Raw genomic sequence first — 14,055 nt, 5'->3', positions numbered from 1 at the left:
AGATATTAATGCTCGCGAAAGCATTAATATCTCCGGATTGATAAGATCAGTTATAAATAACGGTGAAGGTTGAAACGGAGTTAGCAGGGCCTGCGGTAATTGCCGGGCCGGTTTGGATATAGCGTGCGCCGAACTCCAGATCGTTAACCGCCGTGCCGGAGGTTAACTGATACTGCTGAGACGGCGTATACAGGCTGACAGGCTGCTGCGAGGCATCCACCAGCTGAATCGCCACCCCTGTTGCCGCATCGGTATCTGGCGTTAAGGCAAGCGTCGAATTGTTATTCGCGTCCGGTGTTCCGCCAAAGTTAATGGCGGCGGAGGTGACCGTGTCAGGACAATTCGTTAACTGAATATCAAACTTCGTTAAGGTGCTGGTAGAGCCTGCACCGGTAAATACCGTTTTAGACACTTTGCCCAGCTGTACATTTAATGGATTACTTAATCCATTTACGACCTGACAAGCAGAATCGATAATTTCGCCGGTGAAGTTTATTTGCCCTTCACCGTTCGTTGCCGCAAACGTGGATGCAGAACATCCCACCGCTGCGGCGATGATTAAACCTAAAGCAATCTTGTTCATAGCAAATCCTGATATGTTTCGGGTGAGAGCGTTGCCTGGACGTTTTCACCGTTGACCCTTAATGACTTTCCGCTGGTTATTTAATCAAAAAATGTATGAATACGAATCTGCTATAGAAATCACAAATAATTGAAAAAAAACTTGTGTTTATTTTTTGCTATTAAAACAGAAGGTTGTCTTAAGGGATAAAAAACTAACGGATAGCCATTCATCAGGGCTATAGTGTTAACAAGATAGGCTGTCAGGAGGAATGTCGTGGATTATCGCAAAATTATCAAAGAGGTAGGACGTGGGAAAAACCACGCCCGCGACCTGGACCATGAAACCGCTCGCGCGCTTTACACCCGTATGCTCAACGGCGAGGTACCGGACTTGGAAATGGGCGGCATCCTGATTGCGCTGCGTATCAAAGGCGAAGGCGAAGCGGAGATGCGTGGTTTCTACGAGGCGATGCAGGCGCAAACGCTGCGCTTAACGCCACCAGTGGCAAAACCGATGCCGATTGTGATCCCGAGCTATAACGGGGCGCGCAAGCAGGCAAACCTGACGCCGCTGCTGGCGATATTGTTACATAAGCTGGGGTTCCCGGTGGTGGTACATGGGGTCAGCGAAGATCCCACGCGCGTACTGACAGAAACCATCTTTGAACTGCTGGGCATTGAACCGACTCTCCATGCCGGTCAGGCGCAGGCAAAGCTGGAGGGGAACCAGCCGGTCTATATTCCCGTTCGTGCGCTCTGCCCGCCTTTGGAAAAGCAACTGGACATGCGCTGGCGCATGGGCGTGCGTAACAGTGCGCACACCCTGGCGAAGCTGGCAACGCCGTTTGCTGAGGATGCCGCACTGCGCCTTTCCAGTGTTTCTCATCCGGAGTACGTGACGCGCGTCGGTCAGTTCTTTGCCGAAATCGGTGGACGCGCACTGCTGATGCACGGAACAGAAGGGGAGGTGTACGCCAACCCGCAGCGTTGTCCACAGCTGGTGCTGATCGATTCTGCCGGTACGCGCGTTGTGCTTGAACGCGGGGAAGAAAACAGCGATGTGATTCTGCCGGAGTCAAAAGATCCGCAGGTTACCGCGCACTGGATTACGCAGTGCCTGGCCGGAAATGTGCCGGTCCCACAGTCGATCAAGCTGCAAATGGCCTGCTGCTTGCTGGCGACAGGGGAGGTAGAGACGGTGGAAGCGGGGTTACAGCGGGTGGCACAGTCGTTTTAAGCAAAAAAAAGCCCGTCCAGTGGCGGACGGGCAAGCAAGGGTAACAAACAACAGGGTCAATGAGGGTTGGAGCAGCTCACCAGAGGGTTTGGCGAGGGTACAGCATTCATTTCAGGCGATTATTTGTAGATAACCGCAGTACCGCTCAGCTTGTTATTGGTGTTAGCGGAGGTGATGGTGTATCCGCTTGCACCGGCAGCAGCGGCTTTCTCAGCCAGCTTGGCTTCCAGGCCGTCCAGCGTGGTCGCGCCTTCTGCACTTACCACACCGATTTTATTCATGCTCTGGGCCTGAGTGGATGAAACAGGCTCTACGGCGAATGCGCCGAAAGACAGAGCGGACAGGGCAACAGCAGCTACAGCATATTTGATGGTTTTCATAATTAATCTCTCGCAGGTGTTTTCTGTTAAGGGGACGATGTTCCGTCGATGTGATAAGTATCACGTTTTTTCCTGAGGGATAAAATCGAAGAGAATTGACGTGATCAGTCAAAAAAATTGAATGACAAATAACTTATTGAATATTAATAAATTCAAACCAGCGCTTTACACTTCTTGTGGATGCGCTTTACAGAACAAAGATGAAGGGCACATTTTGCTACGCGGTTCGCTAAAAACCGTGAGCGTAAAGGTAAGTGCAGGCAGGGTTAACTTAGGTAAAGGAGAGTCAGCGTAACTGGCTATCTTTCGATCCTCTGCGATTATAACCTGAATGTGAGGAATTTTTTGAATCTTTATCCTGCTGGCAGGCAATGCATAACCTTACGCCTGGAATGGCTTTACGCCGCGCCTCCGGGATCGGCTCTCCGCATTCTTCGCACTCCTTCAAACTTTCGCCGCGCGGAATCTCGCCGCGAGCGCGCGCAACCGCATCTTCAATGGTACTGTTGATCTGTTCGTTAACGGCGTCGTCATTCGCCCAACCGGAAGCCATGGCATCCTCCTGAAATCGGTTTATACCCTGTTTTTAATATGGGGTTAAAAAATGAACAATCAAGATAAAGTGGAAATGAACTGCATCCGGCAGGCAGATGCAGTCTTGTTGTGGAGGAAAAAATTATTTATAGATGGTTGCTGTGCCGTACATATGGTTATCTCCGCCAGCGGAGTTCACGACAAAGCCTTTCGCACCTTCCTGGCGGGCTTTTTCGGCCAGTTTATTCTGCAGATCGTCCAGGTTACTTGCGCGACTTACTGAGACGGTGCCCGCCGGACGCAGCTGGCTAGTATCGGTACTTTCATTCAGTGACTGAACGGCCATCGCAGAAAATGAAGCCGTTGCCAGGGCGCCAGTGATAACAGCAAGGGTCAGGTACTTTTTCATAATCACATCCTCATGAGGAAACAACAGGTGATTCCCTTTAAGTTTAGAAGCCTGACGAGTGTGACTTAGCGCAAATATTTGATGATGATCTGCTTATTTTTTGAACGATAAAAACTGACAATTCGCTGACAGATCATAGACATAGAGGTGTTTGATTTACGGTGTTTTTTTAAGCGCCGCAGAGAAAGATTTACCGCTGGGCCAGCACAGGGTATCTTACGCCGCTGTTTAAAGGAGAACGCCATGACTTCCCAAAAGCCGGGATTGCACCCACGAAATCGCCACCGCAGCCGCTACGACATGAACGCCCTGTGCCAGAGCTGCCCTGCGCTGCAGGACTATATTGTCCAGACCCCAGCGGGTGAGCCGACCGTCAACTTTGCCGATCCGCAGGCGGTGAAAACGCTGAACAAAGCCCTGCTGGCGCATTTTTACGGTGTGGCTCACTGGGATATTCCGGAAGGCTTTCTCTGCCCCCCTGTGCCGGGCCGCGCTGATTACGTTCATCACCTTGCCGATCTGCTTGCCGAAGATCGTGACGGCGCTATACCGCAGCAGGCTTCCATCCTGGATATAGGCACCGGGGCAAACCTGATTTACCCGCTGATTGGCGTACATGAATATCACTGGCGCTTTACCGGGAGCGAAATCGGCGCCGAGGCCTTTGCCAGCGCGCAGGCGATTATCAGCGCGAACCCTGGCCTGAGCCGTTCCATTCGTCTGCGTCGTCAGAAAGAGGCGGCTTCCATCTTCAACGGCATAATTCATAAAAACGAAAGCTATGACGCTACGATGTGCAACCCGCCGTTTCATGATTCGGCGGCAGCGGCTCGCGCGGGCAGCGAGCGTAAACGCCGCAACCTCGGTCAGGCGGAAGACGCCGCGCTGAACTTCGGCGGGCAGCAGCAGGAGCTGTGGTGCGAGGGCGGTGAAGTTGCCTTCATCCTGCGCATGATTGCGGAAAGCCAACAGTTTGGCCGTCAGGTGAAGTGGTTCACGACGCTGGTTTCCCGCGGGGATAACCTGCCGCCGCTCTACCGCGCGCTGAGCGAAGCGGGTGCCGTAAAAGTAGTGAAAAAAGAGATGGCGCAGGGCCAGAAGCAGAGCCGCTTTATCGCCTGGTCGTTTATGGACGATAACAAACGTCGCAAATAGTATCCCGCCGTAGGCCGGGTAGGGCAAAGCCGCCACCCGGCTCGGTTACAGCGTCGGCTCCTGCGGAGGGAGCGGCGAGGCGGGCGGCGACAATACCTGATACGTCTGCACCGGCGTTCGCACGTTCGCCAGATCGAAGTGCTTTTTCACCATGCTGTCGAGGGCAAAGCGCACCGTCCATTGCTTCAGCGGCTGGGTGGTGAACGACACGCGCAGGGTGAACGCCGTGTTGGTCAGCCCAACGATGCCGGCAAACGACGGCTCGCCAATCACCAGCCCGCGAATATCCTCCATTTCCATCAGTTCACTGACCGCATCCCGCAGCGCCTGCTTCGCTTTGTCTGCATCTTCATGACGATCCACATCGTAGTTGGCCACAACGGAGCCAATGCCGCGCACAAAGTTGGCGAAGGTAGTGATCGATGACCAGGGAATGATGTGATATGCCCCGGTATCCTGACGCACGCCTACCGAGCGAATCGACATCCTCTCCACGGTACCGGTCAGCGGCCCGATGGTCACCAGATCCCCTGTGTTCATCCCGTTCTCAAACTGGATAAAGATGCCGGTAATAATATCCTTCACCAGCGTTTGCGAGCCGAAGGAGATCGCCAGACCCAGCGCGCCAGCACCCGCCAGCAGCGGGGCGATATTCACGCCGATTTCCGACAGCACAATCATGATGGTGATGGTGCTGATGATCACCGCCAGCGCATTGCGGAACAGGGTTAACAGCGTGCGCGCGCGGGCGCTGGGGAGCGGTCTGCCGTGAATATCCGATACCAGACGGTTCTCGATAAGGCTCGCCAGCAGCGTCCAGCCGACGGCGGAGAAGAACAGAATCAGCGCGATACGAATTAAAATATCGACGGTCTTCTCGCCTGCGCCGTTATGCAGCCAGTTCCAGAAATCAAACAGGCTCCACGCATTCAGCAGCAGCATGATCGCCACGCAGACGGTCAGAATGCGCGCCACCTTAAGCGATACCGACATCCAGCCGTTCACCCGTTTTTGCAGTTCCGGGTAATTACGCTGCACCTGAGGCGACAGGGTGATGGTTTTCGAGATCCAGCGGGACAACAGCCCGGACACAAACGCCGCGATGCCGATAATCGCCAGGCTTTTAAACGTCGCCCCCATCATAAATTTCAGGCTGTTTCCCGGGTCGAACAGCGAGAAGAAGCACAGTACAATAAAATACGCGCTTGCCAGCCAGTGCCACACCAGCGCGAAGGCGCGGATAAACAGGCTGAAGAAAGAGAGGGAACGGTCGGCCAGATGCAGCAGACTCTCGGTGATCGTCCTTTTATTGTGAAAGATAAGGTACAGAGACCAGACGGTTATACAGAGCATAATCAGCACGTTCGCCAGCGCGCCAAACTGCACGTTAACCTGGTTGGAGATAATCGGCACGGCAACCAGCAGGCCGTAGCCTATCAGTCCGCTGAGCACGCTTAGCCGCACGGCCCAGTATTTCGCGCTGTCGTCGTTGATGTTGAAAGGGCGAAGTTCAGGCACGCGCGGGCAAAAGATGACGCGCAGCACCGCTTTAAAAAATTCGATGAGCGCAAACGCATTCAGGAAGAGCGCCTGCTGGAAGGCAATGGTTTTGTTGCCCGTATTGAGGCGGTCCGCCAGCACCTGACCGACAAACAGCGTCAGGGCCAGCAGCAGTAAATCGATGATAAACGCTCCGGTAATCATGGCCGGGAGGTGCAGCCAGCTGCTTTTATGCTGATTTTTTTTCCGTCCCCAGTGGCCCATCTTCCGGTAGAGCGGCCAGGCGCACAGGCGCAGGAGCCAGTAAAAAATGAACACGGCACCCGCCAGAATCGCAAACTGCGTGGCGGCTGCGGTGAAGGTGTGGGGATTAAAAGGTTTATGCGAGGTGCCAACAAGATTTCGATAGAGCTGGGCAAAACGCGACGACAGGGCTTCCCCGTAGCGGCGGCTGATGTCTGTGACGTTTTCCAGTACCGTCTTTTCCTCTTCGATCTGCGGTGGCGTAATGGTCGGAACCGGATCCTGAGGCGGCGTGGCGGCCACCTTCCTCAACTGATCGATCAGCTCCTGCCGGGAGGTGTCATTCTCAAGGACGTCGGCAAGTGCGCTATAGGCCGCTTTTTTTTGTTCTGCATCCGGCTCCGGAGGCGGCGTATTTTGCTGAGTAGCAGTTGCTCCGGTGGTGACGCCGGGGATTGCCACGGCAAGCGATGGCGTACTAAACAGGCTTATCAACAGCAGCAGGATCCACGGCACGGCGTCCTCCGACAAAAATATCGTGCAAAATGATAAGTATAGAGGGCGAGAGGCGGAGGGGAGTTTTTGGGAACAATCTGGCGTAAAAAAGCCGGGCAAGCCCGGCTCGGTATTTAGCGAGGGATCAGGAGACGTGCTGCAGGAACTCCTGCAGACGCTGGCTAGGCGGATTCGCGATCAATTCCTGCGGGTTACCGTCTTCGGCGATGCGGCCTTTATCAATAAAGATCAGGCGGGAAGCCACTTTCTCAGCAAAGCCGATTTCGTGGGTCACGATCACCATCGTCATCCCTTCTTCCGCCAGATCCTGCATGACTTTCAGCACCTCGTGGCGCAGCTCCGGGTCGAGTGCGGACGTCGGCTCATCAAACAGCATCATCTTCGGTTTCACCGCCAGCGCGCGCGCAATCGCCACGCGCTGCTGCTGGCCACCGGAGAGCTCGGAAGGGTAGTGGTGCGCACGCTCCGCCAGGCCAACCTTCGCCAGCAGATCTTTTGCCAGCGCTTCCGCCGCCGCTTTGTTGGCACCGCGCACGCGCAGTGGGCCAAACATCACGTTTTCCAGCGCCGTCAGGTGCGGGAACAGGTAGAACTGCTGGAACACCATGCCCGCTTCCTGACGAATCAGACGCTCGTCCACTTTCGGGTCGTTTACCTTCAGACCGTCAACGATCAGATCGCCGCTGGTGATCTCTTCCAGCTTGTTGATGCAGCGCAGCAGGGTCGATTTACCGGAACCGGAAGGCCCGATAATCACCACCACTTCACCCTGCTTGATATTCAGATCGATATTGTGCAGCACCTGGGTTGGGCCAAAGTGCTTGGAGACGTTTTTAAATTCAATCACAGGATTTTCATCCTTCTTTCAAGACGGCGCAGAACGAAGCTCAGTACCAGCGTAATGATCAGATAAACGACGGCGACCGCACTCCAGATTTCCAGCGCGCGGAAGTTGCCCGCAATAATTTCCTGGCCCTGACGGGTCAGTTCGGCCACGCCGATAACGATGAACAGCGATGTATCTTTAATGCTGATGATCCACTGGTTACCCAGCGGCGGCAGCATGCGGCGCAGCGCCAGCGGGAGAATAACGTGGCGGATCGTTTCGCGACGAGAAAGACCTAATGCCAGACCGGCTTCGCTGAAACCTTTATGAATCGACAGCACCGCCCCGCGGGTGATTTCCGCGATGTAGGCGCCCGAGTTGATCATAATGGTCACGACGGCCGCGCTGAACGGATCGATGCGCAGGTCGGTGAAGGCCATTGGCAGGGCGAAGTAGATAAACATGACCTGCACGACAATCGGCGTGCCGCGGATCACTTCGATGAAAACCAGTGCGATGTGGTTTGCAATCCAGCCACCGTAGGTGCGGGCGAAACCGGCGACAAGACCGATAATCAACCCACCTACCAGACCCAGGAACGAAATCCACAGGGTCATTTTAGCGCCTTCAAGCAAGAGTGGAATGGCAGGCCAGATGGCGCTCCAGTCAAACTGCATGATGTATTCCTGTATACCGTGGTGAAAAACGAAAAATGTAGGCCCGGCAAGCGTGAGCGCAGCCGGGCGCTATAAACCTGAATTCAGGTAAAATTATTTAGGCTCAGTACCGAACCATTTTTTATAGATTTCGTTGTAGGCGCCGTTCTCTTTCAGCGTTTTCAGCGCGCCGTTAACTTTCGTGCGCAGATCGTCGCTGCCTTTCGGGAACGCGATACCGTACTGCTGAGCTTCCAGAGAGTCGCCCACGGCTTTGAACTTGCCGTTACCAGCAGTTTTAATGAAGTACAGGATGTTCGGCGTGTCGTGCAGAACAGCGTCAGCACGGTTGGTGCCGAGTTCCATATACGCGTTGTCAATGTTCGGGAACTGGCGCAGGTCTTTGGTTTTGATGTTCGCTTTCGCGTAATCCACGGAACCGGTGCCGCTCTTCACTGCCACCACTTTACCGTCGAGGTCTTTCACGCTTTTTACGTCGTTATTATCCGCTTTGACCATCACCAGCAGGCCGCTTTTGTAGTAGCCGTCAGAGAAGTCGATCGCTTTTTTACGTTCTTCGGTAATGGTGATGCCCGCCAGCGCCAGATCGACGTTTTTGGTTTGCAGCGCCGGGATGATGCCGCTGAAGTCCATCGGCTTCAGGGTGTAGTCCAGTTTGAGTTCCTTGGCGATAGCGGCCCACAGATCAACATCAAAACCAACGTATTTGTCACCCTGTTTGAATTCAAACGGAACGAACGCCGTGTCGGTCGCCACAACCAGTTTGTCGGCAGCCTGAGAGGACACCGCAAAAGCCAGGGTAAGTGCAGCCAGTGAAACTTTTAATACAGACTTCATAGCATTTCCTTTTATATCCACGGGGCGATCCCCTGCGAGAACGACTGGCACAATGAAAAAATCGTGCCAACTTTACAAGCTGTTGTTTTACAAAGGGGATGAAATCATACATTGCACAAAAAGCGTGGCAATGATGTCGTGTTGCACCAGTATGGAGCACCATTTTGGTGCGCTTCGTTTGGGTCAACTGACGGGGAGATATTAAGCGTAAATTCTGACGAAAAAACAATCTTCCATTAACGGTTGTGTGAGGTGATTATTACAATTTATTCACTTTTGCACCGTCTCAGGCAAAAACTGTGCACCATAAATGTGCAAAACCCTCACCAGAGGCGAGGGTTTGACAGGAAAGTCTTATGGATTACTCGATGTTAGATTCGATAAACCACAGGAACTGATCCAGGTCGCGGGATGCGGCGGTGAAGATGTCTGCGGTATCTTCATCCTTGGCTTCGCTAATCGCTTTGCGCACGTCATTGGCCACAATCGCGTAGCGGTCCGCCAGCTCTTTCAGGTGATCCTGAACGGTGTGGATATCCAGCGGGTAGCTTTTCAGCGGCGTTTTGCTGTTGATCACCTGCGTGGTCCCAAGCGCGACACCACCCAGTTGAACGGCACGTTCAGCCATCGTATCGAGGTGTGTCACCAGTGCTGTGCGGAAGCCATCCAGCATTTCATGGACGGCAATGAAGTTTGCACCGCGCATATTCCAGTGGGCCTGTTTGGTGATCAGCGAAAGATCGATGAACTGGATCACCTGGCGATTCAGCAACTCAATGGTCGCTTTTTTGTCGCTATCCGATACATCGTTACGGGTATAAAGCAGATTAGACGCTTTCGTTTTCACCAGTTTAGCGGTACTCATAATCTCATATCCTCTTGATGTTTATGTCCCAGGTAATTACGGAACTAAGTATAGCACCGGATTTTTTCTCTGCGGTCTGGCTGTGCCTATCGGTTTAATAGCAAGAAGGAGGTTGATAATTTAATTTATTGAAATTAAAAGATAATTTTAAAATTGGTACAGATCAATCTTAATTCGCATAGAGGAGAATGGGTGGGGGAGGATATTTCGGTAATATGACAAACTATGTAAGAAATTATAACGGATGGCATTCTGGCCTTTATTCTGCATGGCCGTGAAGCCATGCAGAATATATGGCATTAGCCGATGTCGATTTTCTCAACTTTAGGTTCAGGGCGCATGGTGAGCGTTGACCCCATTGACGCCGCGATAATTGAGCAGAGCGCCAGCGTCTGGGTAAACGTCAGCGTTTCGCCCAGGAACACCATCCCGGAGATCGCCGCAAGGGCGGGCTCCATGCTCATCAGGGTGCCAAATATGCGCGTCGGCAGACGCGTCAGGGCAATCATCTCCAGAGAATAGGGGAGAGCCGTTGAAAGAATAGCGACCGCCAGCCCGATGGGCATGACTGACCATTGCCAGATAGACTCCGTGGCCTGCGCCATACCGATCGGCACAAAAACGATAGCCGCAATCACGGAACCCAGGGCGACCGTTGCCGGGCCATGCTCTTCACCCGCTCGCTGCCCGGTGAGTATATAGACAGCCCAGCAGGCTCCTGCTCCCAGCGCCAGCGCTGCGCCCGTGAGATCAATCTCAGAGACATTCTGGCCGAGCGGCAGCAGGAACCATAAGCCCAGAACGGCCAGCACGACCCAGATAAAATCCACCGGACGACGTGACGAGAAAAGCGCGACCGCCAGCGGGCCGGTAAACTCCAGCGCGACGGCAATCCCCAGCGGGATGGTCTGGATGGAGAGGTAGAACATATAGTTCATTGCCCCGAGGGACAGACCATAAAAAAGCAGGGGAAGACGTTGCTCTTTTTTGAAGCGCAGACGCCAGGGTTTGAAGATGACGACCAGTATCGCCGTTCCCAGCACGATACGCAGGGCTGTTACCCCGGGCGCACCCACCAGTGGAAAAAGCGATTTTGCCAGCGAAGCACCGCTTTGGATGGACAACATGGCAATAAGTATGACGGCTACCGGCAACCAGACCGACGACGTGCGGGATAACCCAGGCATCCTTTCTCCTGTCAGCTAATGTCAAGTGGAGTAAAGGTTGCAGTGTAAAGGAAATATACAGCTACGGTTGAGACTACGTTGAAAAAAAAGACCCATGAAATCCGTAAAATGGTTAAGCGCTGGTGGATTTATCACCTGAAAGATTAGGAATAATCTGGATGAATGTAACGGCGCAGACGCGCAATATGGGCGTTTAGTAGGAAAAATCGCATGTGATTTGAAAGAGTTAGCTGAGGTTGGAAACGTTCTGTTACAGGAAAGGCCTCATTAGACATCACGAATCACAAAGAGTTTCGCAAAATTTTTTGATATATTTAAAACTTACGGACTTACTTGAAGCACATTTGAGGTGGTTATGAAAAAAATTGCATGTCTTTCAGCACTGGCCGCTGTACTGGCTGTTTCCGCAGGTACCGCTGTAGCTGCTACTTCTACTGTAACTGGTGGTTACGCTCAGAGCGATATGCAGGGCGTGATGAACAAAACCAACGGTTTCAACCTGAAGTATCGTTACGAGCAGGATAACAACCCGCTGGGCGTGATCGGTTCTTTCACCTACACCGAGAAAGATCGTACTGAAAACGGCGCATACAACAAAGGCCAGTACTACGGTATCACTGCTGGTCCAGCTTACCGTCTGAACGACTGGGCGAGCATCTACGGTGTTGTAGGTGTTGGCTACGGTAAATTCCAGCAGACCGAAAACCAGGGTCTGAACCGCACTGCAAGCAACAGCGACTACGGCTTCTCCTATGGCGCAGGCCTGCAGTTCAACCCAATCCAGGACGTGGCTCTGGACTTCTCCTATGAGCAGAGCCGTATCCGCAACGTTGACGTTGGCACCTGGATCGCGGGCGTAGGTTACCGCTTCTAATCACTTCGGTGAGCTAATAAAAAATCCGCCCAATGTGGCGGATTTTTTTTTAGCTTTTTCCCTCTCCTTGTGGGAGAGGGCCAGGGTGAGGGCATCAGACCGCACGAGATCGCACAGCTTACTTACTCTTAATATCAAAAATATCGGTACCCAGATGGTTATAGTCAACTTTCTGTAACTTGAAGTTGGTAACGTACACTGGGGGCGCTTTCTTGCTGGAGATAAACGGGTAATCATTTTTTATCTCTTTGGCCTTAATCCCCGTCCACTGCGAGAAGAACTGCAGGAAATCATTCGCCGAGCGCCGCGCTTTGATAACGCGATGCGTTTTATCATCACTCGACAGCACCATAAACGGTACCTGGAAATTCTGCTGGAACTGGTCGTCGTGCGCCAGATACTGCACTTCTTTGCCACGCTCTTTAAACGCCAGCCCGTGATCCGAGAAATAGACCACAGAGAAGCTTTCGCCCGTATTGCGCAGCTGATCGTAAAGCTTGCTGAGCAGCTCGTCGGTTTGCGTCATGGTATAGAGATAGCAAGAGGTCTCTTTCGACTGCACAAACTCCGCGTATTTACCGCCAGTGCGATCGCAGGCCTGCGGGTGCGATCCCATCAGGTGCAGAACAATCAGCTGCGGCTGGGTGCGCTGGGTAGCAAAGACCTGCGCCGTCATCTTCAGCAGCGCCTCGTCTTTGGTGTTTTTGTCGGCTTCAAAATCACCGCTCTTCAGGAACTGCACTTCGTCAGCACGCTTAGCAATACTGGCGATGGCGGTGTCGTATTCGCCAATTTGCCCCTGATTGGAGAACCACCAGGTCTGAAAACCGGCGCGGTTGGCCAGCGTGACAAAATTATCCTGAAACTGAGGTTTGCCATCCACCACGCGGTTCAGCGTCAGGCCGAGCGATTTCTGCGTCGAGCCGCTGGCCGCCACATAATCGGTAAACAGGGTGCCGTTGACAGAGCTGGCAAACGGTGTGTTATTCCAGTGCCCGCCGAATGCGCCCAGCGCGTCGCGACGTGCGCTCTCGCCAATCACCACCACATAGGTATGGTATTTCGGCTTAACCGCCAGCACGTTCCAGGTGTCTTTCATATTGGAAAGTTCAGCCATGCGCGCCTGCTCGTCGAGAACCTCTTTATTGTTCACGACGACGTCTTTAACGAAACGGAACACCGGATAGCCCGTATCTTTCAGCTTGAACACGCCGCCCCAGGCCAGGTTTTGCACCGGCGCAACGAAAAACGTCCCCACGCTAAACGCCAGGCACAGAGACTCCATTTTTCCCCATGATCTCTTCGCGTCTGCTTTGCGACGAACCGCGATGACGCCAAGAGCAAAGATAAAGAGGCCGACGACGTAGCTGTACCAGGGGAAGATCGTCAGGATCTCTGTCGACTCTTCCATATTGGTGGAGTGCAGCGCCAGCAGGGTGTTGAAGTTTGGCGCGCCGTAGGCCTGGCCAAACGGGAAATACATCGCAGCAATCAGCGAACAGACCCCTACCAACGCTTTCTGCACGCGCGGGGCCGCTCGCCACAGCACATGCAGGATGCAGGTGAAAGCCACTGCATAAAGCAGGCTGAAGGGATAGCCGAGCGCAAAGTTAATCAGCAGCGACTGCAAAAAGTAAAATCCCGTCCACGGGCTTAAGGCCCGGCTGCGGGTAACGATGGTATCTATCAGGGTTACATTCATAGGTCACTATCACAAAAACGCCATGTGCTCACCCTGGCGCCAAGGGTCAAAGCCTGCCGGACAGTGCGTGGAAAGGGAATGAGAGGTCCGCTTCAGCGAGCCGCAAATTGTGCAGGGCTGCAAGAAGATAGTGCGAGCGTGAATTAAGGTCAACAGTTGCTAAACAGATGTTTTGCGAAGGGGGCTGCAAATCCGCAAAAATTATCGGGAATTGGTCAGTTTACAGCGGAAGTGTGACAGAAAAATGAAGCGGCGTACCGCAACGCCGCTTAGTGGGAAGGTTTGTCGTCCTGATGCGGTTTGTTGTTAAACATATCGCACAGCATGTTCAACAGCATTAAGCGCACTTTAAAAGGAGAGTGAGTAAACACGTTCATACACCTCTTGAATTCGTTCATGAGACCTCCTGATGTTTGATCCCTTCGATCCGTGAAGGGTGACTGCATTACATACAGATATAGCACAGGCTATATTGTATAGCTATGGCTATTTCGTTAATTTTTTGTGCTTGTGGAGGGATGGTTTACAATGTGCGCTCTCGATACCGGG

At 53.1% G+C, this 14,055-nt stretch carries 15 protein-coding genes; 3 read left to right on the top strand and 12 right to left on the bottom strand.

The features are described from left to right. Window positions 1-46: 46 nt before the first annotated feature. A complete protein-coding gene (locus tag ACMWL8_RS15225) occupies window positions 47-583 on the bottom strand; it encodes a fimbrial protein (RefSeq protein WP_045259964.1) in 537 nt (178 codons plus the stop codon). A 255-nt stretch (window positions 584-838) separates the two neighbouring features. Here ACMWL8_RS15225 and ybiB point away from each other — a divergent pair, with 255 nt between their 5' ends. After that, window positions 839-1,801 (top strand): DNA-binding protein YbiB, encoded by a 963-nt coding sequence (ybiB, locus tag ACMWL8_RS15220; protein ID WP_028012441.1) that lies wholly within the window; start codon window positions 839-841, stop codon window positions 1,799-1,801. A 119-nt stretch (window positions 1,802-1,920) separates the two neighbouring features. Here ybiB and ybiJ read toward each other — a convergent pair whose 3' ends face one another. The 3 genes from ybiJ to mcbA form a co-directional block, all read right to left on the bottom strand. Next, the gene (ybiJ, locus tag ACMWL8_RS15215) at window positions 1,921-2,181 is read right to left on the bottom strand and encodes a DUF1471 family protein YbiJ (RefSeq protein ID WP_014883102.1); all 261 of its coding nucleotides are present in this window, start codon (window positions 2,179-2,181) and stop codon (window positions 1,921-1,923) included. 286 nt (window positions 2,182-2,467) lie between these two features. Next, window positions 2,468-2,734, bottom strand: coding sequence for a DksA/TraR family C4-type zinc finger protein (locus ACMWL8_RS15210; protein WP_241276704.1), 267 nt, complete (start codon window positions 2,732-2,734; stop codon window positions 2,468-2,470). A 123-nt stretch (window positions 2,735-2,857) separates the two neighbouring features. Continuing rightward, window positions 2,858-3,124 carry a DUF1471 family periplasmic protein McbA gene (mcbA, locus tag ACMWL8_RS15205; RefSeq protein ID WP_045259966.1) on the bottom strand — a complete coding sequence of 89 codons (267 nt, stop codon included), beginning with the start codon at window positions 3,122-3,124 and terminating at the stop codon, window positions 2,858-2,860. Window positions 3,125-3,367: 243 nt separating this feature from the next. Here mcbA and rlmF point away from each other — a divergent pair, with 243 nt between their 5' ends. Then, window positions 3,368-4,279: a 23S rRNA (adenine(1618)-N(6))-methyltransferase RlmF gene (rlmF, locus tag ACMWL8_RS15200; protein WP_028012444.1), complete on the top strand. Its 912-nt coding sequence runs from the start codon at window positions 3,368-3,370 to the stop codon at window positions 4,277-4,279. 45 nt (window positions 4,280-4,324) lie between these two features. Here rlmF and ybiO read toward each other — a convergent pair whose 3' ends face one another. The 6 genes from ybiO to rhtA form a co-directional block, all read right to left on the bottom strand. After that, window positions 4,325-6,538: a mechanosensitive channel protein gene (ybiO, locus tag ACMWL8_RS15195; RefSeq protein WP_028012445.1), complete on the bottom strand. Its 2,214-nt coding sequence runs from the start codon at window positions 6,536-6,538 to the stop codon at window positions 4,325-4,327. Window positions 6,539-6,662: 124 nt separating this feature from the next. Then, the gene (glnQ, locus tag ACMWL8_RS15190; protein ID WP_028012446.1) at window positions 6,663-7,385 is read right to left on the bottom strand and encodes a glutamine ABC transporter ATP-binding protein GlnQ; all 723 of its coding nucleotides are present in this window, start codon (window positions 7,383-7,385) and stop codon (window positions 6,663-6,665) included. Continuing rightward, window positions 7,382-8,041 carry a glutamine ABC transporter permease GlnP gene (gene glnP, locus ACMWL8_RS15185; RefSeq protein ID WP_241276705.1) on the bottom strand — a complete coding sequence of 220 codons (660 nt, stop codon included), beginning with the start codon at window positions 8,039-8,041 and terminating at the stop codon, window positions 7,382-7,384. Before glnP ends, glnQ begins: the two co-directional genes overlap by 4 nt. Before the next feature lie 93 nt (window positions 8,042-8,134). Then, the gene (gene glnH / locus ACMWL8_RS15180; RefSeq protein ID WP_045259967.1) at window positions 8,135-8,878 is read right to left on the bottom strand and encodes a glutamine ABC transporter substrate-binding protein GlnH; all 744 of its coding nucleotides are present in this window, start codon (window positions 8,876-8,878) and stop codon (window positions 8,135-8,137) included. Window positions 8,879-9,239: 361 nt separating this feature from the next. Next, entirely contained in the window at window positions 9,240-9,743 is a 504-nt protein-coding gene (dps, locus tag ACMWL8_RS15175) for a DNA starvation/stationary phase protection protein Dps (RefSeq protein WP_008501171.1), read from the bottom strand. Window positions 9,744-10,042: 299 nt separating this feature from the next. Continuing rightward, window positions 10,043-10,930 carry a threonine/homoserine exporter RhtA gene (gene rhtA / locus ACMWL8_RS15170; RefSeq protein WP_041910716.1) on the bottom strand — a complete coding sequence of 296 codons (888 nt, stop codon included), beginning with the start codon at window positions 10,928-10,930 and terminating at the stop codon, window positions 10,043-10,045. A gap of 355 nt (window positions 10,931-11,285) precedes the next feature. Between rhtA and ompX the strand changes: the two genes are divergently transcribed. Continuing rightward, the gene (gene ompX, locus ACMWL8_RS15165; RefSeq protein WP_028012448.1) at window positions 11,286-11,804 is read left to right on the top strand and encodes an outer membrane protein OmpX; all 519 of its coding nucleotides are present in this window, start codon (window positions 11,286-11,288) and stop codon (window positions 11,802-11,804) included. A gap of 118 nt (window positions 11,805-11,922) precedes the next feature. Here the strand turns inward: ompX and ACMWL8_RS15160 are convergent, their stop codons facing one another. Next, window positions 11,923-13,506 (bottom strand): phosphoethanolamine transferase, encoded by a 1,584-nt coding sequence (locus tag ACMWL8_RS15160; RefSeq protein ID WP_045259968.1) that lies wholly within the window; start codon window positions 13,504-13,506, stop codon window positions 11,923-11,925. Window positions 13,507-13,775: 269 nt separating this feature from the next. Further along, window positions 13,776-13,904, bottom strand: coding sequence for a manganase accumulation protein MntS (gene mntS, locus ACMWL8_RS15155; protein WP_032644847.1), 129 nt, complete (start codon window positions 13,902-13,904; stop codon window positions 13,776-13,778). Between the last annotated feature and the right edge of the window lie 151 nt (window positions 13,905-14,055).

The organism is Enterobacter sp. 04-C-12-SI-ECC, from assembly GCF_047530715.1.
In the GTDB taxonomy this organism is placed as follows: Bacteria; Pseudomonadota; Gammaproteobacteria; order Enterobacterales; family Enterobacteriaceae; genus Enterobacter; species Enterobacter bugandensis.
Note: the sequence above shows the minus strand (reverse complement) of the source record. Positions and strands in the feature narration are given on the sequence as shown.